At 73.9% G+C, this 19,723-nt stretch carries 15 protein-coding genes; 10 read left to right on the top strand and 5 right to left on the bottom strand.

The annotated features are described in order from the left end of the window. Window positions 1-90: 90 nt before the first annotated feature. Genes QP090_RS09160 through QP090_RS09150 form a run of 3 tightly spaced genes read left to right on the top strand, consistent with a single transcriptional unit; the run spans window position 91 to window position 4,072 of the window. Window positions 91-1,242 (top strand): glycosyltransferase family 4 protein, encoded by a 1,152-nt coding sequence (locus tag QP090_RS09160; RefSeq protein ID WP_285938120.1) that lies wholly within the window; start codon window positions 91-93, stop codon window positions 1,240-1,242. Next, on the top strand, window positions 1,242-2,777 hold the full coding sequence (locus QP090_RS09155; RefSeq protein WP_285938119.1) for a GumC domain-containing protein: 1,536 nt from the start codon (window positions 1,242-1,244) through the stop codon (window positions 2,775-2,777). Before QP090_RS09160 ends, QP090_RS09155 begins: the two co-directional genes overlap by 1 nt. Beyond that, on the top strand, window positions 2,774-4,072 hold the full coding sequence (locus QP090_RS09150) for a lipopolysaccharide biosynthesis protein (RefSeq protein ID WP_285938118.1): 1,299 nt from the start codon (window positions 2,774-2,776) through the stop codon (window positions 4,070-4,072). Before QP090_RS09155 ends, QP090_RS09150 begins: the two co-directional genes overlap by 4 nt. On the opposite strand, the gene QP090_RS09145 is transcribed toward QP090_RS09150, so the two are convergent. From QP090_RS09145 to QP090_RS09135, 3 genes are all read right to left on the bottom strand, one after another. After that, window positions 4,049-5,071, bottom strand: a complete 1,023-nt coding sequence (locus QP090_RS09145; RefSeq protein ID WP_285938117.1) for a sulfite exporter TauE/SafE family protein — start codon at window positions 5,069-5,071, stop codon at window positions 4,049-4,051. The two genes, QP090_RS09150 and QP090_RS09145, sit on opposite strands and share 24 nt — an antisense overlap. Before the next feature lie 108 nt (window positions 5,072-5,179). Next, window positions 5,180-6,655: an adenylyl-sulfate kinase gene (cysC, locus tag QP090_RS09140; protein ID WP_285938116.1), complete on the bottom strand. Its 1,476-nt coding sequence runs from the start codon at window positions 6,653-6,655 to the stop codon at window positions 5,180-5,182. Window positions 6,656-6,783: 128 nt separating this feature from the next. Further along, complete coding sequence (locus QP090_RS09135) at window positions 6,784-7,563, bottom strand: class I SAM-dependent methyltransferase (protein ID WP_285938115.1); 780 nt, start codon at window positions 7,561-7,563, stop codon at window positions 6,784-6,786. 213 nt (window positions 7,564-7,776) lie between these two features. On the opposite strand from QP090_RS09135, the gene QP090_RS09130 reads away from it, so the two are divergent. The 3 genes from QP090_RS09130 to QP090_RS09120 are packed head-to-tail and all read left to right on the top strand — an operon-like array spanning window position 7,777 to window position 9,445. Continuing rightward, complete coding sequence (locus tag QP090_RS09130) at window positions 7,777-8,244, top strand: adenylyltransferase/cytidyltransferase family protein (protein ID WP_285938114.1); 468 nt, start codon at window positions 7,777-7,779, stop codon at window positions 8,242-8,244. Further along, the gene (locus tag QP090_RS09125; RefSeq protein ID WP_285938113.1) at window positions 8,241-9,005 is read left to right on the top strand and encodes a CDP-alcohol phosphatidyltransferase family protein; all 765 of its coding nucleotides are present in this window, start codon (window positions 8,241-8,243) and stop codon (window positions 9,003-9,005) included. Before QP090_RS09130 ends, QP090_RS09125 begins: the two co-directional genes overlap by 4 nt. Beyond that, the gene (locus tag QP090_RS09120) at window positions 9,002-9,445 is read left to right on the top strand and encodes an FAD synthase family protein (protein ID WP_285938112.1); all 444 of its coding nucleotides are present in this window, start codon (window positions 9,002-9,004) and stop codon (window positions 9,443-9,445) included. The genes QP090_RS09125 and QP090_RS09120 overlap by 4 nt, the downstream gene beginning before the upstream one ends. 86 nt (window positions 9,446-9,531) lie before the next feature. On the opposite strand, the gene QP090_RS09115 is transcribed toward QP090_RS09120, so the two are convergent. Then, window positions 9,532-11,094, bottom strand: coding sequence for an MFS transporter (locus QP090_RS09115; protein WP_285938111.1), 1,563 nt, complete (start codon window positions 11,092-11,094; stop codon window positions 9,532-9,534). Continuing rightward, on the bottom strand, window positions 11,091-11,675 hold the full coding sequence (locus QP090_RS09110) for a TetR/AcrR family transcriptional regulator (protein WP_285938110.1): 585 nt from the start codon (window positions 11,673-11,675) through the stop codon (window positions 11,091-11,093). The genes QP090_RS09115 and QP090_RS09110 overlap by 4 nt, the downstream gene beginning before the upstream one ends. Window positions 11,676-11,943: 268 nt before the next feature. Here QP090_RS09110 and mfd point away from each other — a divergent pair, with 268 nt between their 5' ends. The 4 genes from mfd (at window position 11,944) to QP090_RS09090 (ending at window position 19,676) form a co-directional block, all read left to right on the top strand. Further along, the gene (gene mfd / locus QP090_RS09105) at window positions 11,944-15,513 is read left to right on the top strand and encodes a transcription-repair coupling factor (RefSeq protein ID WP_285938109.1); all 3,570 of its coding nucleotides are present in this window, start codon (window positions 11,944-11,946) and stop codon (window positions 15,511-15,513) included. A gap of 59 nt (window positions 15,514-15,572) precedes the next feature. Beyond that, window positions 15,573-16,223 (top strand): hypothetical protein, encoded by a 651-nt coding sequence (locus QP090_RS09100; protein ID WP_285938107.1) that lies wholly within the window; start codon window positions 15,573-15,575, stop codon window positions 16,221-16,223. A gap of 2 nt (window positions 16,224-16,225) precedes the next feature. Further along, on the top strand, window positions 16,226-17,209 hold the full coding sequence (locus tag QP090_RS09095; protein ID WP_285938106.1) for a nucleoside triphosphate pyrophosphohydrolase: 984 nt from the start codon (window positions 16,226-16,228) through the stop codon (window positions 17,207-17,209). Between the two features lie 70 nt (window positions 17,210-17,279). Further along, complete coding sequence (locus QP090_RS09090; RefSeq protein WP_285938105.1) at window positions 17,280-19,676, top strand: transglycosylase domain-containing protein; 2,397 nt, start codon at window positions 17,280-17,282, stop codon at window positions 19,674-19,676. The last annotated feature ends 47 nt before the right edge of the window (window positions 19,677-19,723 follow it).

Here is a 19,723-nt window from a genome sequence, read left to right as displayed (position 1 = left end):
TGCGATGCGTCTCGGCGGTAAACGAGAGTTAATCTGAGAGCGGCGGGAGACTGGTATCCGGTGAACCCGCACGATCGTGAAGGTGGGGATGTGGGCGCACGAGACGCGAAGTCCGTCGTGGTGCTGGCGCACCCGTCACCCGATCTCTACGGCTCGGACCGGATGCTCATCGAGTCGGTCCGGGCGCTGGCGCCCGACTGGCGGGTGCTGGTGACGCTGCCGGCGGGCGGGCCGCTGTCGGCCGCGCTGGCCGAGGCCGGGGCCGAGATCGTGATCCTGCCCGTGCCGGTGCTCCGCAAGGCGTACATGTCGCCGCTCGGGCTGGTGCGGCTGGCGTTCGCCGCGACGCGGGCGCTCCCGGCGGCGTGGCGGCTGCTGCGTCGCGAGCGGGCCGCGGTGCTGTACGTCAACACGGTGACCATCCCGCTGTGGCTGGTCGCGGCGCGGCTCGCCCGCGTCCCGGCGCTGTGCCACGTGCACGAGGCCGAGGACGGCGTGCCCCGCCCGGTGCGCGCCGCGCTGTCGCTGCCGCTGCGGCTGGCCCGCACGCTGGTGGTCAACAGCCGGGCCAGCGCCGCGGCGCTCGGCGGCGCGGGCCGGCGCGGCCAGGTGATCTATAACGGGGTGGACGAGCCCGGCCGGGTGACCGAGCCGCGCGCCGAGCCGGGTCCGCCGGCCCGGATCGCGCTGGTCGGACGGCTGTCGCCGCGCAAGGGCTCCGATGTCGCGGTCCGGGCCGCCGGACTGCTCCGCGAGCGCGGGTACGATACGTCCCTGACCCTGGTCGGCGACATCTTCCCGGGGTACGAGTGGTTCGAGGCCGAGCTGCGCGAGGCGGCCTCCGGCGAGGTGGTCTTCGCGGGCTTCCGGCCGTCGGTCTGGGAGTCGTTCGCCGAGGCGGACATCGCGATCGTCCCCTCCCGGGTCGAACCGTTCGGTAACGTCGCGGTCGAGGCGATGCTGGCCGGCCGGCCGGTGGTCGCCAGCGCCACCCAGGGGCTGGTCGAGATCGTCACCGACGGCGAGAACGGCGTCCTGGTCCGGCCGGACGACCCGGCCGCGCTGGCCGACGGCATCGCCCGCCTGCTCGACGACTGGAACGGCGCGCTGGCGATGGCCAAGCGGGCCCGAGCGGACGCCGCACGGCGGTTCGGCAAGGACCGTTACCACCGCGAGCTGCGGGAGGCCGTCCGCAGCCTCGCCGCCCCTGCCCACGCCCTCACGAGGACTCAGAGCCGCTGATGACTGCACAGACTCCCGTCCCGGCCACTCCGGAGATCAGTCTCGTCGAGGCCGTCTGGCGCTACCGCCTGATGTCGCTCATCATCGTGCTGGCGTCCGTGCTCGCCTCGGTCGCCGCCACCCAGATCATGTTCAGCAGCGTCACCGCCACCGCGCGGTTCGCCGTCACCGACCCGACCAACAACAACAACGTGCTGCGCATGGGCGTGGTCTCCGGTCAGGGGTACGCGACCTACACGGCGCAGCGCGCCGCGTTCGCCGGGTCCGCGCCGGTGCTGGCCCGCGCCGCGCAGATCGTCAAGGAGAAGAGCGGGCCGGCGCTGACCGGTGAGCAGCTCCGCGGCCGGGTGAAGACCTCCAGCAAGCCCGACGGCGGCGTGGTGATCGTGACCGCCGGTGGCGGCGACATGGCCGAAGCGGCGGCGATCGCCAACTCGGTGCTCCAGGCGTACAAGGAGGTCACGGTCTCCACCAACGTCACCAAGCTGGACGAGCAGATCAAGAACATCCAGGGCATGGAGCGCAAGGTCACCCAGGACCTCGAGCTCACCCCGAACGCCGGCTCCCGCACCTACCGGACGCTCGCCGCCCAGCTCACCAAGCTCCAGACCGAGGAGAGCGGCCTGCTGTCGGCCCGGTCCAAGACCAACGACGGCCTCCAGTTCCTCGACACCGCCGACCCGACCGCCGCGTCCGGCAGCAAGCTGCCGCAGAACGCCGTGATCGGCCTGGCCATCGGGCTGATCGTGGCCTGCGTGGTGTCGTTCCTGCGCGCCTCGGCGCCGGGCCGCCGCACCCGTCCGGCGGGCGCGTTCGGCGCCCCGGTGGAGGGCGGCCCGCTGGGCGGCGGGCCGGTGAACGGGGGCCCGGTGAACGGCGGGCTGCCGGGCTCCGGGCCGATCCCCGAGCTTCTGTCGGGACGCTCGAGCGCGGTGGGCGGCCGGCACTCCGAGGAGTCCGCCCGCGCCGCCGAGCAGGCGCCGCCGCCCAACGAGCGGCCCCGCGGGGCGCGCCGGGCGCGGGGCCGCCAGGCGCCCCCGCCGACCGACCGGTCCGGCCGGGTGTGGACCTCCGAGGAGGTGCACGGCCTCGCCGCCACCGCCACCTCGCCGGCGTCCGCCACCACCGCGCTCCCCGCGACCCCGCCGCCGGTCGACATCGACCACGACCTGAAGGGGCTCAACGGGGTGAACGGCTCCCGCGGCCGTCCGACGGGCCGCGCCAACGGGGCGGCGCCGCGCGGCAAGTCCCCGTCGCCCTCGCAGTCGCCGGGCGCGCAGGGCACGCCCGGCTCGCGCGGCAAGGGCTCGCACGCCAAGGGCCGTCCCGACAAGCTCGCCGACGACGACAAGCCCTCCCCGGTCGAGCCCCTCATCGACCCCTTCGCCGAGGGCGGCGACCCGACCCGCACCGCCGAGGACATCGGCCGCGCCGCCAAGCGGGCCAAGCCCGCGCCTGGCAGGCGCGCCCCCGACAAGGGCTCCGGCAAGGGCACCGGAGACTCGTCCCTGATGCATTACGACCTGGACAGGTGAGCCCGGCCGCAGCGGGGCGCGTCGCGGGGAAGGTCGGGCGTCTTCTGGCGTCGGCCGGCGGCGCCGTCACCGTCCAGTTCGTCACGGCGGGCGGCAGCCTGCTGGTCCAGGCCCTGGCGGCCCGCACCCTCGGCGCGTCCGGCTACGGCGCGTACGCGCTGTTCTTTGCCGTGCTGGTGATGATCACCTCGGTGCAGACCAGCTGGGTCGGCGACACCCTCACCGTCTACGACCGGTTCGAGCCGCGCATCCGCGGCGCGCTGCTGCTGTCGGTGGCCGGCACCGTGGTGGCCGGCGCCGCCGTCGGCGCGGTCGTCGCGGTGGTGATGGGGCTGGCCGGACCGGCGGGCATCGCGCTGTTCGCGCTGCTGGTCGCGCTCTGGCTGCTGAACGAGACCGGGCGGCGGATCTTCACCGCGCGGATGGAGTTCTGGCGGCTGACGGCCAACGACGCCTGCTACCTGCTGACGACGCTCGCGACCCTCGGCGCCGCCCTCGGCCTCGGCGCGGACGCGTCGGTCGAGCTGCTGCTCGCCGCGATGTGCGTCGGCTGCCTGTCCTCGATCGCGCTGGCCCGGCTGCGGCTGCCCGCCGCCGAGTACGCGCGGGCGCCGCTGCGCGGCACCGCGTTCCGCGAGATCGCCGGATTCGCGTGGTGGCGATCGATCCAGGCGGGCATCCGGCCGAGCGCGCTGCTGGTCGCCCGCATCATGATCGCCGGATTCGCGTCGACCGCGGCGCTGGCCGGGGTCGAGGCGGCGCGGTTGCTGCTCGCGCCCGCGCTGACCTTCGTGAACGGCGCGGGCTGGTTCCTGCTCGGCGACTTCGCCAAGGCCGAGCGGGCCGGCACGCCGATGCGCGCCCGGCAGGCGGTCCGGGCCTGCGGCCTGATGGCCGGGATCGCGCTGGTGATGAGCCTGGCCGGCATTCTGCTGGTCGACTGGCTGGGTCCGCTGGTGACCGGCGGGTCCTTCGAGGTCGACCGCACCGCGCTGGCCGGATGGGGCGTCTACGCGGTCTGCTTCGCGTGCACGCTCCCGCTGGCGAGCCTCGCCACGGCGCGCAAGCGGTCCCGCACGGTGTTCACCATCCGCGGCGTCGAGAGCGTCACCGGGCTGCTCGTCCTGACGGCCCTGCTGATCTCCGACCCGGCGCACGCCGCGTACGCCCCGTACTGCCTGGGCGGCGGCGGGCTGGTATCGGCGGCGCTGCTGTGGCGGATGCTCCGCAAGGGCGACCCGCCGCGCGAGGCGTCGTCCACCGCGGTCTCCTCAGAGGGACACCTCGTCGGCTGACCCGGTCGGTCCGGTCGGCGCCGCGGCCCCGGCCGGGCCGGCGGGTGCCGTGCGTCCCGCGCTCGCGTCCACCGGGCCGGCGACGGCGGCGTGGCGGCGGCGCAGCACGAGCCAGGCGCCGGTGGCGGCGGCGACCAGGCCGACGAGCGTCCAGGCCAGCGGGACGGCGCCCAGCCCGAACATCTTGAGCGCGGAGGCCACCAGGACCACGGCCAGGACGCGGCGGATCAGGCCGCCGGGCGCCCGCGAAGAGATCTTGGAGCCGAGGTAGACGCCGGGGATCGAACCGGCCAGCAGCGCGACGGTGACCTCCATGTGGAAGTCGCCGAACAGCAGGTGCCCGAGCGCGGCGGCGAACACCAGCGGCACCGCTTGGAGCAGGTCGGTGCCGACGAGCTGGTTGGCCTTCAGCGCCGGGTACAGCGCGAGCAGCGCCACGATGATCAGCGAGCCGGAGCCGACCGAGGTGACGCCCACGACCAGGCCGCCGACCAGCCCGACCAGCACGGTCGGCACCGGCCGGACGACGATCTCGGGCGCCGCGCCGCCGCTCCCCTCGTCGCCGGTCCCGCCGTCCGCACCGCCGCCCCGTCCGGCCGTGCGGGTACGGTCGCGCATGGCCTGGTAGCCGCGGAAGACCAGGCCTGCCGCGGCGATGAGCAGTGCGACGCCCATCGCCTTCTGGATCAGATCCTGTATCTGGTCGCCGCCCCCGAGCGCGCGGGCCAGCAGGACGCCGGAGAAGGCCGCGGGGACCGAGCCCACGCACAGCCAGGCCACCAGCCGCAGGTCGATGGTGCCCTGCCGGTAGTGCACCGCACTCCCGATGGGTTTCATGACCGCGGCGGCCACCAGGTCGCTGGAGACCGCGGCGAGCGGGCTGACGCCGAAGAAAGTGACCAGCATCGGCGTCATCAGCGCTCCGCCGCCCATGCCGGTCAGCCCGACGACGATGGCGACCAGGAACGAGCCGAGCGCCATCGTCCAATCGAAGTCCATCGCTATGACCTACCGGGTATATAGGAAAAATCGATTACCAGGGTAAGCACATGACCAGGCGGGACGTCCACCCGGGGGGTCGAATCCCGGGCGGCGGGCCGGACGGGCTCAGGCGGTGCGGACCCAGCCGCCCTCGACCAGCAGGTCGAGCACCCGGGCGACGGCCTCGTCCGGTTCGAGCTGCGAGGTGTCGAGCACCAGGTCGGCGTCGCCCGGGGCCTCGTACGGGTCGGAGACGCCGGTGAACTCGGGGATCAGCCCGGCCCGCGCCTTGGCGTACAGGCCCTTGCGGTCACGGCGCTCGCACTCCTCCAGCGGTGTGGCGACGTGGACCAGCACGAAGTCGCCCGCCGCCGCCACCATCCGGCGCACCTCGGCGCGGGTGGCGGCGTACGGCGCGATCGGCGCGCAGATCGCCACGCCGCCGTGCCGGGTGACCTCGGCGGCGACGTAGCCGATGCGGCGGATGTTGGTGTCGCGGTCCGCCCGGGAGAACGTCAGCCCGCCCGACAGCAGCCGCCGCACCACGTCGCCGTCGAGCAGCGTGACCGTCCGGCCGCCGCGCTCGATCAGGGCGTCCGACAGCCCGCGCGCCACCGTCGACTTGCCCGACCCCGACAGCCCGGTGAAGAACACCGTGAGGCCGCGCTCGAACTTGGGCGGACGGGCCACGGCCAGCTCGGCGGCGACCGCCGGGGGTGTGAACCAGTCGGGGACGGGCTCGCCGCGGTCGAGTAGCTCGCCGAGCCGTTCGGCGGTCAGCTCGGCCTTGACATGGTCGGGCGCGATGCGCGCGACCGGTCGCCACACCTCGACGTCGGCGTCGTAGGCCCACGGCTCGGGCACGACCACGTCCGTCGCGGCGCCCTCGGCCTCGCTTTCGGCCAGCAGGTGGGTCGCGCCGTAGGCGGCGGCGACGTGCGAGCGCAGCAGCACGTCGCGCGCGTGGTCGTGGTCGTCGCGGGCGGGCAGCGGCACCGGGATGATCCGGGCGCCGTCCGGCAGCTCCCTGCGCACCGCGAGCAGCGCCCGCACCAGCGCCTCGTCGTGCTCGCCGCTCAGCAGCGGCAGCACCAGCACGCGCGCGGAGAGCCGCTCGGCGACCTGGCGGAGCTGCCCGAGCTGCTTGCGGTGCAGCGGCTCGCGGGTGGCCACCGCGAGGACGGGGCCCTCGTGGGGTTCGATCTCGTCCGGGCGGCGGCGCAGGCCGTGGAACGGTCCGTGTGCCGGTGCGCGCAGGGCCTCCAGCGGGCCGGCCAGCCGCCGCCCCTTGGTCGTCGGGTCCTGCCAGGACTCGGTGACCTCCAGCACCGCGAGCGGCACGCCCTCGGGGTCCTGGAGCACGACCCGCTCGTGTCCGGTGAGCTCCTCGGGGACCGCGAGGGTGACCGGCACCGGCCACGGGGTGCCGTCGGCGAGCCGCCCGCCCGCGATCACCATGGCGGCGTCGAACGAGCCGAGGAAGCCGGTCAACGGCCGGTACACGCCCGACAGGAGCAGCTCCAGATCGGCCAGCGCCACCGGATCCGGCGTCCAAGTGGGCAGGTCGCGCAGCGTGTCGGGCAGGCCGGCTTCGGCGGTCACCGCGGTCTCCGATCCCGCCCGGGTCCGGGACCCGGGCTGGTGCAGGTCAAATAGGGGTTTCCGGAGAAAATACCGAGGCCGGCGGGTGCGCGCACCTCGGCGCGGCGGCGGGGGCCGGGGGGGAGCGGTCAGATGACCCGGGCGAACCGGTTCTCCGGCTTGCGGATGATCAGGGTCACCTCGCTGTGCGCTGCGGTGAGGCGTCCCCGGCTGAGCGCCGACACCAGCCGGCAGAGCACGCCGGCGAGTCCGGATCCGGTCCCGAGCGCCTCGACGGCGTCCCGTGAGGTGTACTCCTCGGAGATCACCAGCCCGCGCATCACGCAGTACGCGTGCATGCCCTGCCGGGACGCCACCCGGTCGTAGATCGCCGGAGGCGGCGGGACGAACCGCCGCGCGGCGGCCCTGCCCGCGGCGCGCGCGGACCGGGAGCGGCGGGCGGGACGGTGCAGCCGGTTCCACAGCCGCTCGCGCAGGCGGCGCGGCAGCCTGCGGTCGAGGAAGCCGAACGCGGTGTCGCGGTCGCGCAACCGGAGCAGCAGCAGCCCGCCGGGCTTCATCGCGGCCACGAACCGGTCGAGCACCAGCTCGGCGTGCGGGACGCGCTCGACGAGGAACGGGGCGTGCACCACGTCGTAGGCGCGCGGCGGCATCGGCACCGTCCTCAGATCGCCCAGGTGCCAGCCACCGAGGTCGGTGCGGGCCCGGGTGTGCGCGCGCAGCGCGGGGTCCTCCACGTCGACCCCGGTGGACCGGTGCTCGCGGTCGCCGAGGTCGAGCCCGTCGCCCCAGCCGCAGCCCGCCTCCAGGATGTGGATCCGCTGGAGCGGCTTGTCGGCGGCGTACTGGCGCGCGCGTTCCGAGAACAGATCGCCGTCGTTGACCGGCGGCGTACGCAGATCGGTCACAGTCTCGCAGCGTAATCGCCCCACTGCGCACAGTCCGGTATTTGCCGGTTCTCGGTGCGGACGTGTCGCCGTCCGCGACGGTGTCATCGCAGTTCAGTGCGGGGTTTCGCCAGTGTTCACAACCATGACATCGGGGTGGTAAAGAGCTGCTAACGTACGTCTGATCCGCGACGGAACCGGTGGGCCCGGTCGCTTCACGGGCAAGGGGGATGCATGCACGGGGTGGTCGGTTTCTCGCCCGGGGTCTTCGACCTCTTCCACGTTGGGCACCTCGACGTGCTGCGCCGGGCGGACGCGTCCTGTGACCGGCTGGTCGCCGGGATCCTGACCGACGAGCTGGCCGAGCGCCTGCACGGCGCCCGCCCCATCGTCCCGCTGATCGAGCGCATGGAGATCGTGGGCGACGTCCGGCACGTCGACCGGGTCGTCCCGCTCGACGAGGCGGACCTGCGCGGCGTGATGGCCGGGCTCGGCGCCGCGACGCTGTTCACCGGCCGTCCCGACGCCCTGGTGCCGGAGGCCGCCGAGCGCGGGCTGGCCGGCGCCGGAGTGCGCGTAGTGCGGTTCACCGGCACCACCGAGACCGCGAGCCCGGTGCTGCGCGCCGCGCTGACCCGTGGCGGCGACAGCGGCTCGGGCGGGCGCGCGGCGGGCGACGAGCGCAGAAGCTCGGTCGCGTGAGCGCCCCCGTCCAGGACGGCCCGCGCGCCGGCGAGGCGCCGCGCGGCTTCGGCGAGGCGCTGGCGCGGCTGTCGTCGGCGCAAAAGACCACCAAGGGCGCGCCCGCCTACTCGCGCTTCGTCAACCGCAAGCTCGGCCGACTCCTGGCCGCCGTCTCGTACGTAGTGGGGCTGACCCCCAACCAGGTCACCGGCATCAGCGCCTGCTTCACCTTCGCCGGCATCGCGCTGATCGCGCTGGTCGACCCGGCGCCCTGGCTGGGTGTGGCGGTCTGCCTGGCGCTGGTGGTGGGGTACGCCTTCGACGCCGCCGACGGGCAGCTCGCCCGGCTGCGCGGCGGCGGGTCCCCGGCCGGCGAGTACCTGGACCACATGGTCGACAGCCTCAAGATCTCCTCGCTGCACGGCGCGGTGCTGATCTCCTTCTACCGGTTCTTCGACCTCGACCGGTCCGCCTACCTGCTGATCCCGCTCGGGTTCACGGTGGTCGCCGCGGTGATGTTCTTCGGCATGATCCTCAAGGACCTGCTGGCCCGCGCCCGCCGGGCCGCCACCGGCGCGGCGCCGCCGCCGGCCGCCGCGCCGTCCACGCTGCGCTCGCTGCTGGTGATCCCGACCGACTACGGGCTGCTGTGCGTGGCGTTCCTGCTGCTGGGCGCCCCGACGGTGTTCCTGCCGCTGTACGCGCTGATCTTCGCGGGCAACCTGCTGTTCCTGCTGGCCGCGTCGGTCAAGTGGTTCCGCGAGGTGGAGCGCCTGTGACCGCCGCGGGCCCCGGCCGGACGGGCGTGGTGGGCTACGTGCCCGGCGCCTACGACATGTTCCACATCGGGCACCTGAACATCCTGCGCCGGGCCCGGGGGCAATGCGACCACCTGATCGCCGGGGTGGTGACCGACGAGGTGCTCGAACGGGCCAAGGGCCGCGCCCCGATCGTCCCGCACGCCGAGCGGATGGAGATCGTCGGCAGCATGGGCTGTGTCGACGAGGTCGTCACCGACGTGTCCAGCGACAAGGTCGTCATGTGGGAGCGGCTCGGTTTCGACGTGCTGTTCAAGGGCGACGACTGGAAGGGCACCGAGAAGGGCGACCGGCTCGTCGCCGATCTCGGCGCGCGCGGCGTGCGCGTCGTCTTCTTCCCTTACACGGTGCACACCTCCAGCACGGCCCTGCGCCAGCTCATCACCGGCAACGGCTACTAGACAGTGTTCAAGCCCGGCCCAGCGTCCTCGCCTGGCCGCTGAGACGCTGACCGCCCTTGGGCTCGGGCCGCCCCGCGATCTGCCCCCTAGTGGGCGGAGTCGGTGACGTCCACGGTGCGCGGGGTCAGCAGCCAGACCACGGCGGCGGTGACGAGAAGCAGGGCCCCGCCCGCGAGGCTCGCCCACTCCAGCGAGCCGGTGAAGGCGTGCTGGGCCCTGGCGACCAGCTCCGGCCCGGCCGCGCCGAGATGGCGGGCCGACTCGATCGCCCCGCCGAGCGATTCCCTGGCCTCCCTGGCCGCGCGGCCGGTGACGCCCTGCCCGGCGAGGGCCCGGAGGGTCAGATCGGCGCGGTAGACGACGGCGGCCACGCTGCCCAGCACGGCCACGCCGAGTGCGGCGCCGAGCTCGTAGCTGGTCTCCTCGATCGCCGCCGCGCTGCCGGACCGCTCCGGCGGCGCCCCCGCCATGATCACCGCGGACGCGATGGCGAGCGAGCCGAGGCCCGCGCCGACCAGCAGCAGCGACACCGCGACCGTGGCGTAGCCGAGCGGCTGCGGCCCGAAGAAGATCACTAGGAAGCCGGTGCCGCTGACGGCCAGCCCGCCGGCCAGCACCGGCCGGGCCCCGATCCGGGCGGCCAGCGGCGGCGCCAGCGGCGACATGATCGCCGCGCCGGCCGCCTCGGGCAGCAGCCGGACCCCGGTCTCCAGCGCCGAGTAGCCCTGGACGAGCTGCATCCACTGCGCCATCAGCAGCATCGTCGCGGCCAGCGCGACGCTGGTGGTCAGCGCGGTGAGGGTGCCCGCGGTGAAGGCCCGCCCCTTGAACAGCCGGACATCCAGCATCGGGTCGGGCCGCCGCAGGCACCGCCGGACGAACCAGGTCAGCGTGACGGCGGCGACGGCGGCGGCGGCGAGCGCGTCGGGCGCGGCCGGGCCGTCCGCGCCGAAGTGCTTGATCGCGTACACCAGTGTGACCATGCCGACGATGGACAGCGCGGTGCCGGCCGCGTCCCAGCGGCCCGGCCGGGGGTTGCGCGACTCGGGCAGCAGCCACCGTCCGGCCACGATCGCCACGGCCATCACGGGCACGTTCGCCAGGAACGCCGCGTGCCAGCTGAACGCCTCCAGCAGCGCCCCGCCGAAGATCGGCCCCAGGGCGGCGCCGAGCGCGGCCATGGTGGACCACACGCCGAGCGCGACCGCGCGCTCCTTCGGGTCGGTGAACAGGTTCCTGATCATCGACAGCGTGGACGGCATGATCATCGCGCCGCCCACGCCGAGCAGCGCGCGGACCGCGATCACCGCGCCGGCCGAGTCGGCCGCCAGCACCGCCAGGGACGCCAGCCCGAAGATCGAGAACCCGGCCAGCAGCATCCGCCGCCGGCCCCACCGGTCGCCGAGCGAGGCCGCGGTGACCAGCAGGCCGGACACCACCAGGGAGTAGACGTCCACCATCCACAGCAGCGAGACCGCGCTCGGCCGCAGGTCGGCGGAGAGCTCCGGCAGCGCCACGTTCAGGACGGTCATGTCCATCACGATCAGCAGCAGGCTGGCCGACAGCACCGCGAGCCCGGCCCAGCGGCGCGGGTGCGGCGGCGGCGGGGACGCGGCGGAGGCGCCCGCCGGGGACCGGGCGACGGTCATGGACGTTCCCCCGAACGGTCACGCGGGGCGCCGGTCCCATGCAGGAAGGTGGTCAGCAGCAGCCGCTCCACGTCGCGGCGGGCGACGTCGCCGCGCCGCAGGCCCTCGCGCGCGGCGATCAGCATCCCGCAGACGATGTTGGAGATCCAGCGGGCCGGGACGTCGTCGCGCAGCACCCCGGCCCGCTGGCACGCGGTGTAGAACGCGACCTCCCGGTCCACCAGCTCCTCGGTCCAGGCCATCAGGTCGGGGAGGTTGTTGATGAAGTGGTCGGTGAGCGCGAAGCCGTACTCGTCGGCGTCGGCCACGTACGCGCGCATCATCGCGGTCAGCGCGGCCTCCATCGCCGCCGGGTCGCCGGACGAGCCCGCCGCCTCGACGCCGGCCGCGCGCAGGGAACGCTCCCAGCGCGAGGTGGCCCGCTCGCCGAGCGCGTGCAGCAGCGCCTCGCGGCTGGCGAAGTGGCGGTGCAGCGTGGCCCGGCTGACGCCGGTGGCCTCGGCGATCTCGGCCATGGAGGCGCTCGGGTCCTCGTTCAGGTGCCGGGTCGCCGCGGTGAGGATCTTCTCGTCGGTCTTCATCTGCGTCCACAAGGTCTCGTATGCGACAAATGCGTCTCATATGGTACATCGTCGTCGCGCCGCCGACGTCCGTGCGGGCCCGCTGCGGGCCCGGCGCGGGGCCGGTGCCGCGGGCGTGCGGCCCTCCGCTTGCGCGTAGGCTGGTATGGACGCCGGGCCCCGTGCGGGATTCCCGGGTCTTCGGGCTGCCCCGAGGCTGGACGGGGGGCCCGCGTGGAGCGCCATACCGGCGTGCTCCCTCGGCGGGGCTGATGATTAGCGGGCGAGTATGACCCTTTCTGGACTGGTTGACCTGGCGTGCACCGATCCCGGGCTGGCACGCGCCCTCGACACCTTCGCGGGCGACGGGCCGCGCGCCGATCACGAGGTCGTCGCGCCGTCCGCGCTGTGGCCGATCCTGGCGGCGGCGCTGAGCCGCCGGCTGGACGGCGGCGTGGTGCTGGCCGTGACCGCCACCGGGCGGGAGGCCGAGGACCTGACCACGGCGCTGACCAGCCTGCTCGACCCCGAGCGGGTGTCGCACTTCCCGGCGTGGGAGACGCTGCCGCACGAGAAGCTGTCGCCGCGCTCCGACACGGTCGGGCAGCGGCTGGCGGTGCTGCGCAGGCTGGTGCACCCGGGCGCCGCCGACGGCGCCGGGGGCCGCCTCAACGTGGTCGTGACCCCGATCCGCGCGGTGCTCCAGCCGATCGTGTCCGGGCTCGCCGACCTGGAACCGCTGCGGCTGCGGTCCGGCGACGACGCCGACCTGGACGAGGCCGTCCGGGGCCTGGTCGACGCCGGCTACCACCGCGTCGACCTGGTCGAGAAGCGCGGCGAGATCGCGGTGCGCGGCGGCATCCTGGACGTGTTCCCGCCCACCGAGGAGCACCCGCTCCGGGTGGAGTTCTGGGGCGACACGATCGAGGAGATCCGCTACTTCAAGGCCGCCGACCAGCGCTCGCTGGAGGTGGCGCAGGACGGGCTGTGGGCGCCGCCGTGCCGCGAGCTGCCGCTGACCGCGACGGTCCGCGAGCGGGCCCGGCTGCTGGCCGAGCGGCATCCGGCGCTGGAGGAGATCCTCGGCCGGATCGCCGATGGCGACACCATCGAGGGCATGGAGGCGTTCTCGCCCGTCCTCGCCGACAGCATGGAGCTGCTTACCGACCTGCTGCCGGAGGGCTCGGCGCTGCTGGTGTGCGAGCCCGAGCGGATCCGCACCCGCTCGGTCGAGCTCGTCCGCACCAGCCAGGAGTTCCTGGAGGCGAGCTGGGTCAACGCCGCCGCCGGGGGAGAGGCGCCGATCGATCTCGGCGCCGCCGCGTTCCGCTCGCTGGAGGAGGTCCGCCTGCACAGCGCCGAGCTGGGCCTGACGCGCTGGACGGTCACGGCGCTGACCTCCGATCGCGTCATCGCCGGGGAGGCGGGCGCGGGGGCCTCGGACGAGGCGCCGGCCCCCGACGGCGCGGGGGCCGCGCTCCGGCTCGGGGTGCAGCCGGCCGAGGCGTACCGGGGCGACACCGGACGGGTGGTCGCCGACCTCAAGGGCTGGATCGACGGCGGCTGGCGGGTCGTGCTGGTCACCGCCGGGCACGGGCCGGCCGAACGGCTCGTCCAGCTCGTCGGGGAGGAGGGCCTCGGCGCCGTCCTGACCGAGATCGCCGAGCCGCCGCGCCCGGCGCTGGTCAACGTGGCGACCGGGCTGCTGGAGAACGGCTTCAGCTGGGACTCGATCAAGCTCGCGGTGCTGACCGAGACCGACCTGTCCGGGCAGAAGTCCTCCACCAAGGACATGCGGCGGATGCCGTCCCGGCGGCGCGGCGGCATCGACCCGCTCCAGCTCCGGGCGGGCGACTACGTGGTGCACGAGCAGCACGGCGTGGGCCGGTACGTCGAGATGGTCAGCCGCACCGTGCAGGGCGCGACCCGCGAGTACCTGATCCTCGAGTACGCCAAGAGCGACCGGCTGTTCGTCCCGACCGACCAGCTCGAGGAGCTGACCCGCTACGTCGGCGGCGAGGCGCCCAGCCTGCACCGGCTCGGCGGCGCCGACTGGCAGAAGGCCAAGTCGCGGGCGCGCAAGGCGGTCAAGCAGATCGCCGGCGAGCTGATCCGGCTCTACTCGGCGCGGATGGCGAGCCCGGGGCACCCCTTCGGCCCCGACACCCCGTGGCAGCGCGAGCTGGAGGACGCCTTCCCGTACATGGAGACGCCCGACCAGCTCGCCGCGATCGACGAGGTCAAGGGCGACATGGAGAGGCCCGTCCCGATGGACCGGCTGATCTGCGGCGACGTCGGCTACGGCAAGACCGAGATCGCGGTCCGCGCCGCGTTCAAGGCGGTGCAGGACGGCAAGCAGGTCGCGGTGCTGGTGCCGACGACGCTGCTCGTCCAGCAGCACCTGTCGACCTTCTCCGAGCGGTTCGGCGCGTTCCCGGTGGTGGTCAAGCCAATCTCCCGGTTCCAGACCGACAAGGAGATCGAGGAGACGCTGCGCGGCCTCGCCGACGGCGTCGTCGACGTGGTCGTCGGGACGCACCGCATCCTGTCCTCGCAGACCCGGTTCAAGAACCTCGGCCTGGTGATCATCGACGAGGAGCAGCGGTTCGGCGTCGAGCACAAGGAGGAGCTGAAGCGGCTGCGCACGCAGGTGGACGTGCTGGCGATGTCGGCCACCCCGATCCCGCGCACGCTGGAGATGGGCCTGACCGGCATCCGCGAGATGTCCACCATCCTCACCCCGCCCGAGGAGCGGCACCCGGTGCTGACCTTCGTCGGGCCGTACGAGGAGAAGCAGATCGCCGCGGCGATCCGCCGCGAGCTGCTGCGCGAGGGCCAGGTGTTCTTCGTGCACAACCGGGTCAGGTCGATCGACAAGGTCGCGGCCAACCTCGCCCGGCTCGTCCCGGAGGCGCGGATCGCCACCGCGCACGGGCAGATGAACGAGAACCAGCTCGAACGCGTCATGGTCGACTTCTGGGAGAAGAACTACGACGTCCTGGTCGCGACCACGATCGTGGAGTCCGGGCTGGACGTGCCCAACGCCAACACCCTGATCGTCGACCGCGCCGACATGTACGGGCTCTCGCAGCTGCACCAGCTCCGCGGCCGGGTCGGGCGGGGCCGCGAGCGCGCCTACTCCTACTTCCTGTACCCGCCGGAGATGCCGCTCAGCGAGACCGCGCACGAGCGGCTCGCCACGCTCGCGCAGCACACCGAGATCGGCGCGGGCATGTTCGTGGCGATGAAGGACCTGGAGATCCGCGGCGCCGGCAACATCCTCGGCGCCGAGCAGTCCGGGCACGTGGCCGGGGTCGGCTTCGACCTGTACGTCCGGATGGTGGGCGAGGCGGTCCGCGACCTGAAGGAGGGCGGTGCCGAGCCGGCGGCCGTCGAGACCAAGGTCGAACTGCCCGTCGACGCGCACCTGCCGCACGAGTACGTGCCGGGCGAGCGGCTGCGGCTGGACGCCTACCGGCGGATCGCCGCGATCACCTCCGAGGACGAGATCGCCGGGGTGCACGAGGAGCTGAAGGACCGGTTCGGGCCGCTGCCGGTCCCGGTGCTCAACCTGCTGGAGGTCGCGCGGTTCCGGGCCAAGGCGCGCAAGGCCGGGCTGACCGACGTCACCGCGCAGGGCACCTTCGTCAAGTTCGCGCCGGCCGACCTGCCCGACTCCAAGCAGGTGCGGTTGCAGCGGCTCTATCCCAAGAGCATCATCAAGCCCGCGACGAGGACGCTGCTGGTGCCGGCGCCCAAGACCGCACCGCTCGGCGGGCGCCCGCTGCGCGACCAGGAGCTGCTGAAATGGGCCACCGACGTGGTCCAGGCACTGTTCCTGGAGCCCGCGCGCGCCTAGGCTGGCGAAATTCTCAAAATGATCATCGATGAGATGGGGATCCCGTGTTCGGTACACCCGTGAGGGTCGCGGCGGCCGTCGTGGTGGCCGCCGGCGCGCTGGCCGGCTGCGGCGGCGGCCCGGTGAAGATGGGCGCCGCCGCGCTCGTCGGCGACGACCGGATCAGCGTCACCACGCTCGACCAGGCCGTACGGGACTGGCAGCGGCAGTTCAAGACCGACCAGAACGCCAACCAGATGCGCGCCGACCCGGGCAACCCCGAGCAGCAGGTCGCCAGTGACACGCTGTCGGAGTCCGACCTGCGCGGCGCGCTGGCCGTCCTGGTCAACTTCCGGATCGGCAAGAAGGTGGCCGCGAGCAGCGGCGTCCACATCAGCGAGACGCAGGTCGACCAGGTCATCGCCTCGCTCGACCGGCAGGGCGGCGCCGGGTCCACCACGCTGGCCAACGGGCTGCCCCGCTCCTACACCCGCGAACTGGCGCGCTTCCTGGCCACCCGCGACCAGGTCGCGGCGAAGGCCGGCGCCGACGGGAACCCGCAGAGCCCGCAGACCATGCAGGCGCAGCAGCAGACCGCGCGGCTGTTCATGGACACCGCGAACGGGATGAAGATCAAGGTCAACCCGCGGTTCGGCTCGTTCGACCCGAACCAGGTCACGATCCGCCCGGTCACCGCCCGGCTGTCCGCCGCCGACCCCGGTATCCGCTGATCATGCGCCTGATCCTGCTGGCCACCACGCACCGCGTCGCGCCCGGCCTGCTCACCTGGAAGGCGTGGGAGACGCTGCGCTCGGCCGCCCGGGTGCTGATCCGCCACGACCACCCCCTGCTGCCCTACCTGCGGGACGCCGGCGTCCACCCGGAGGAGGTCACCGACCCCGATCCGGCCGGGCTCGTGGCCGCGGCCCGGCGCGGCGACGTGGTGTGGGTGGCGGCGCCCGAGGGCGACGAGCGGCTGATGCGCGACATCGGCGCGCTGGTGGTGGCGGCCCCGCTCGACGTCGAGGTGCTGCACGGGTCCTACGACCTGCCCGGCGCGCGGCTGCTCGACCTGGTCACCGTGATGGACACGCTGCGCCGCGAGTGCCCGTGGGACGCCGAGCAGACGCACGCCTCGCTCGTCCCGTACCTGCTGGAGGAGTCCTACGAGGTCGTCGACACCGTCGAGTCGGGCGATCTCGGCGGGCTGCGCGAGGAGCTCGGCGACGTGCTGATGCAGGTCGCCTTCCACGCCGTGGTGGCCGCCGAGCGCACCGACGAGACGGCCTTCACCATCGACGACGTGGCCGCCGGCATCGTCGACAAGCTGGTCCGCCGGCACCCGCACGTGTTCGCCGACGTCGCCGTCACGGGCGCCGACGAGGTCACTGCCAACTGGGAGCAGATCAAGGCGGCCGAGCGGGAGGCCAAGAGCGGCGCTGAGGCGTCGGTCTTCGACGGCGTCCCGATGGGGCAGCCCGCGCTGTCGCTCGCCGCCCAGCTCCAGCGCCGCGCCGCCCGGATCGAGGCCCCCGCCGAGCTGGCCGTCCTGGCCGAGAACGCCGAGGCCACCGACGGTTCGGGGATCGGTGCCCGGCTGTTCGAGCTGGTCTGGCTGGCCCGCGAGCAAGGACGTGATCCCGAAGCCGAGTTGCGGGCCGTCGCGCGGGTATTCCATGATCGTGTCAGGGCTTGGGAGCGCGAAAAGGACGGGTAAAGCGCTCGCCCGCGTTCGGAAGATCGCCCGTGGGGTGGTCCGGAAGAGCACACCCCTTTACGCTGGGCCCGTGCTGGGTGGGGCGGGAGACGGCGACGGTCGGCCTGCCGACCCTGCCTCCGGCGCGAGAACGCCCGGCGCGAGGCGGCCGGACGCGGGACGGCCCGGCGCGAGGCGGGGACGCTCGTTCGGGTCCCGGTCCTCGTCCCGCGCCGACAAGGTGCGTGCGCTGCGCGGCCTCGGCGGGCTCGGCGTCCTGGCCGGTTTGATCGTCGCCCTGATGCTGCTGCCCGCCGTGTTCACCACCGGGGTCGGTGCCCGCGACGCCGCCGACTGGTTCGAGCGGGAGCCGGACGGGCTCAGCACCTCCGGCGTCCCGCAGCGGTCCACGATCCTCGCGGCCGACGGCTCGACCCTGGCCACCTTCTTCTACGAGAACCGGGTGGACGTCCCGCTCGGGCAGATCGCCCCGATCGCCCGCCGGGCCGTGCTCGCCATCGAGGACAGCCGCTTCTACGAGCACGGCGCGCTCGACTCCCGGGGCACGCTCCGGGCGCTGGTCAGCAACCTCGGTTCCGGCGAGGTCACCCAGGGCGGCTCGGGCATCACCCAGCAGTACGTGAAGAACCTGCTGCTCACCCAGGCCGACACCGCCGCCGAGCGGAGCGCGGCCAAGGAGATCTCCACGGCCCGCAAGGTCCGCGAGCTGAAGTACGCGGCGGCGCTGGAGAAGCGGTTCTCCAAGGACGAGATCCTCCGCCGCTACCTCAACATCGCCTACTACGGCGACGGCGCGTACGGCATCGAGGCGGCGTCCCGGCACTACTTCTCCAAGCCCGCGTCCCGGCTCGACCTGAACCAGGCGGCGCTGCTCGCCGGGATCGTCCGCTACCCCTACGCCTACGACCCGACCCGGCACGCCGGCGCGGCCAAGGCGCGCCGCGACACCGTGCTGAGGCGGATGGCGGGCCTCGGCTGGCTCGACCGCGCGCAGGCGGAGGCGACCCTGCGCACGCCGCTCGGGCTGCGCGTCCAGGAGACCCACAGCGGCTGCGTCACCAGCAAGGCCCCGTTCTTCTGCGACTACGTGCAGCGCGAGATCCTCACCAACCCGGTGTTCGGCAAGGGGCGCAAGGATCGGGAGAAGCTGCTCAAGCAGGGCGGGCTGACGATCCGTACCACCCTCGACTGGCGGACGCAGAAGGCGGCGCAGCGTGCGGTCGACCGGCACGTCCCGCGCAAGAACTCGGCGCGGAAGGCCGCCGCGCAGGCGCTGGTGCAGCCGGGCACGGGCCGGGTCCTCGGCATGGCCGTCGACCGCGGGCTCGGTCCCGACAGGGAACGCGGCAGGACCTGGATCAACTTCGCCGCCGACGCCTCGCACGGCTCCAGCATCGGGATGCAGTCCGGCTCGACCTTCAAGGTGTTCACGCTGGCCGCCGCCCTCGAACAGGGCATGCCGTTCGGCACCAGGCTGATGGCTCCGCGCGGGTTCACCCCGGTCGGCTACCGCGACTGCGACGGGCGCCGGGTCGGCGATCCGGGCGCGTCGCTGCGCAACTCCGCCGACGGCGAGGGCGGACGGCCGTTCAGCCTGGTCACCGGCACCCAGCACTCGGTCAACACGTTCTTCCTCAACCTGGAGCGCCGGGTCGGGCTCTGCGACACCGTCAAGATGGCCGAACGCCTCGGGATGCGGCAGGCCAACGGCAAGCCGCTCCAGCAGTTCCCGTCGTTCACGCTCGGGTCCAACCCGGTGTCGCCGCTGCGGCTGGCCGCCGCGTACGCCGCGTTCGGCGCCCGGGGCCGCTACTGCGGGCCGGTCGCGATCACCCGCGTCACCGACGCCGCGGGGCGTCCGCTCAAGGTGCCCGGCGCCGGCTGCCGGCAGGTGGTCGACAAGGGCGTCGCCGACGCCGTCAACCACGTGCTGCGCGGCGTCCTCACCAAGGGCACCGCCAGCGGGATGGGGATCGGGCGGCCCGCCGCCGGCAAGACCGGCACGGTCGACGACTTCTCCGCCGCCTGGTTCGCCGGCTACACCCCCGACCTGGCCTCGGCGGTCTGGGTCGGCGACCCGCGCGGCGGCTACCGGCACCCGATGACCAGCCTGTGCATGGACGGCCGCTGCTACGGGGCGGTGTTCGGCGCGACCATCCCGGCGCCGATCTGGCAGGACACCATGCGCGCGGCGCTCGCGGGCGACCCCGCGGCGCGGTTCCACCGTCCGCCCGTGCGCTTCTTCAGCAAGGGGTCGGGGGAGGAACCGCCCAAAAGGCCCAAGGACGCGAAGGGCAGGAAGGGGAAGCCCCGCAAGGGCGGCCCGAAAAGGGACGGACGGAGCCCGGACGCGGGCGGACCGGGCACGCCCGGCGTCCCGGGCGTCCCGGGCGCCCCAGGGGCCCCGGAGGCCCCCGGGGCCAGGATCGGCCCGGACAGCCCGGCCGGCGTCGCGGAACCCAACTGACCCCGGCTCCGTGTGGCGGGGCCGCCCATCGGGTAGATCGTCCGCGG

The organism is Actinomadura xylanilytica (assembly GCF_030283145.1).
Classification (GTDB): domain Bacteria; phylum Actinomycetota; class Actinomycetes; order Streptosporangiales; family Streptosporangiaceae; genus Spirillospora; species Spirillospora xylanilytica.
Note: the sequence above shows the minus strand (reverse complement) of the source record. Positions and strands in the feature narration are given on the sequence as shown.

Bases quoted from the DNA above. Each gene is read 5' to 3' on its own strand.
- QP090_RS09110 (WP_285938110.1), bottom strand. From the start codon at position 11,675: ATGAAGACCGACGAGAAGATCCTCACCGCGGCGACCCGGCACCTGAAC.
- QP090_RS09145 (WP_285938117.1), bottom strand. From the start codon at position 5,071: ATGGACTTCGATTGGACGATGGCGCTCGGCTCGTTCCTGGTCGCCATC.
- QP090_RS09130 (WP_285938114.1), top strand. From the start codon at position 7,777: ATGCACGGGGTGGTCGGTTTCTCGCCCGGGGTCTTCGACCTCTTCCAC.
- QP090_RS09095 (WP_285938106.1), top strand. From the start codon at position 16,226: ATGCGCCTGATCCTGCTGGCCACCACGCACCGCGTCGCGCCCGGCCTG.
- QP090_RS09115 (WP_285938111.1), bottom strand. From the start codon at position 11,094: ATGACCGTCGCCCGGTCCCCGGCGGGCGCCTCCGCCGCGTCCCCGCCG.
- mfd (WP_285938109.1), top strand. From the start codon at position 11,944: ATGACCCTTTCTGGACTGGTTGACCTGGCGTGCACCGATCCCGGGCTG.
- QP090_RS09155 (WP_285938119.1), top strand. From the start codon at position 1,242: ATGACTGCACAGACTCCCGTCCCGGCCACTCCGGAGATCAGTCTCGTC.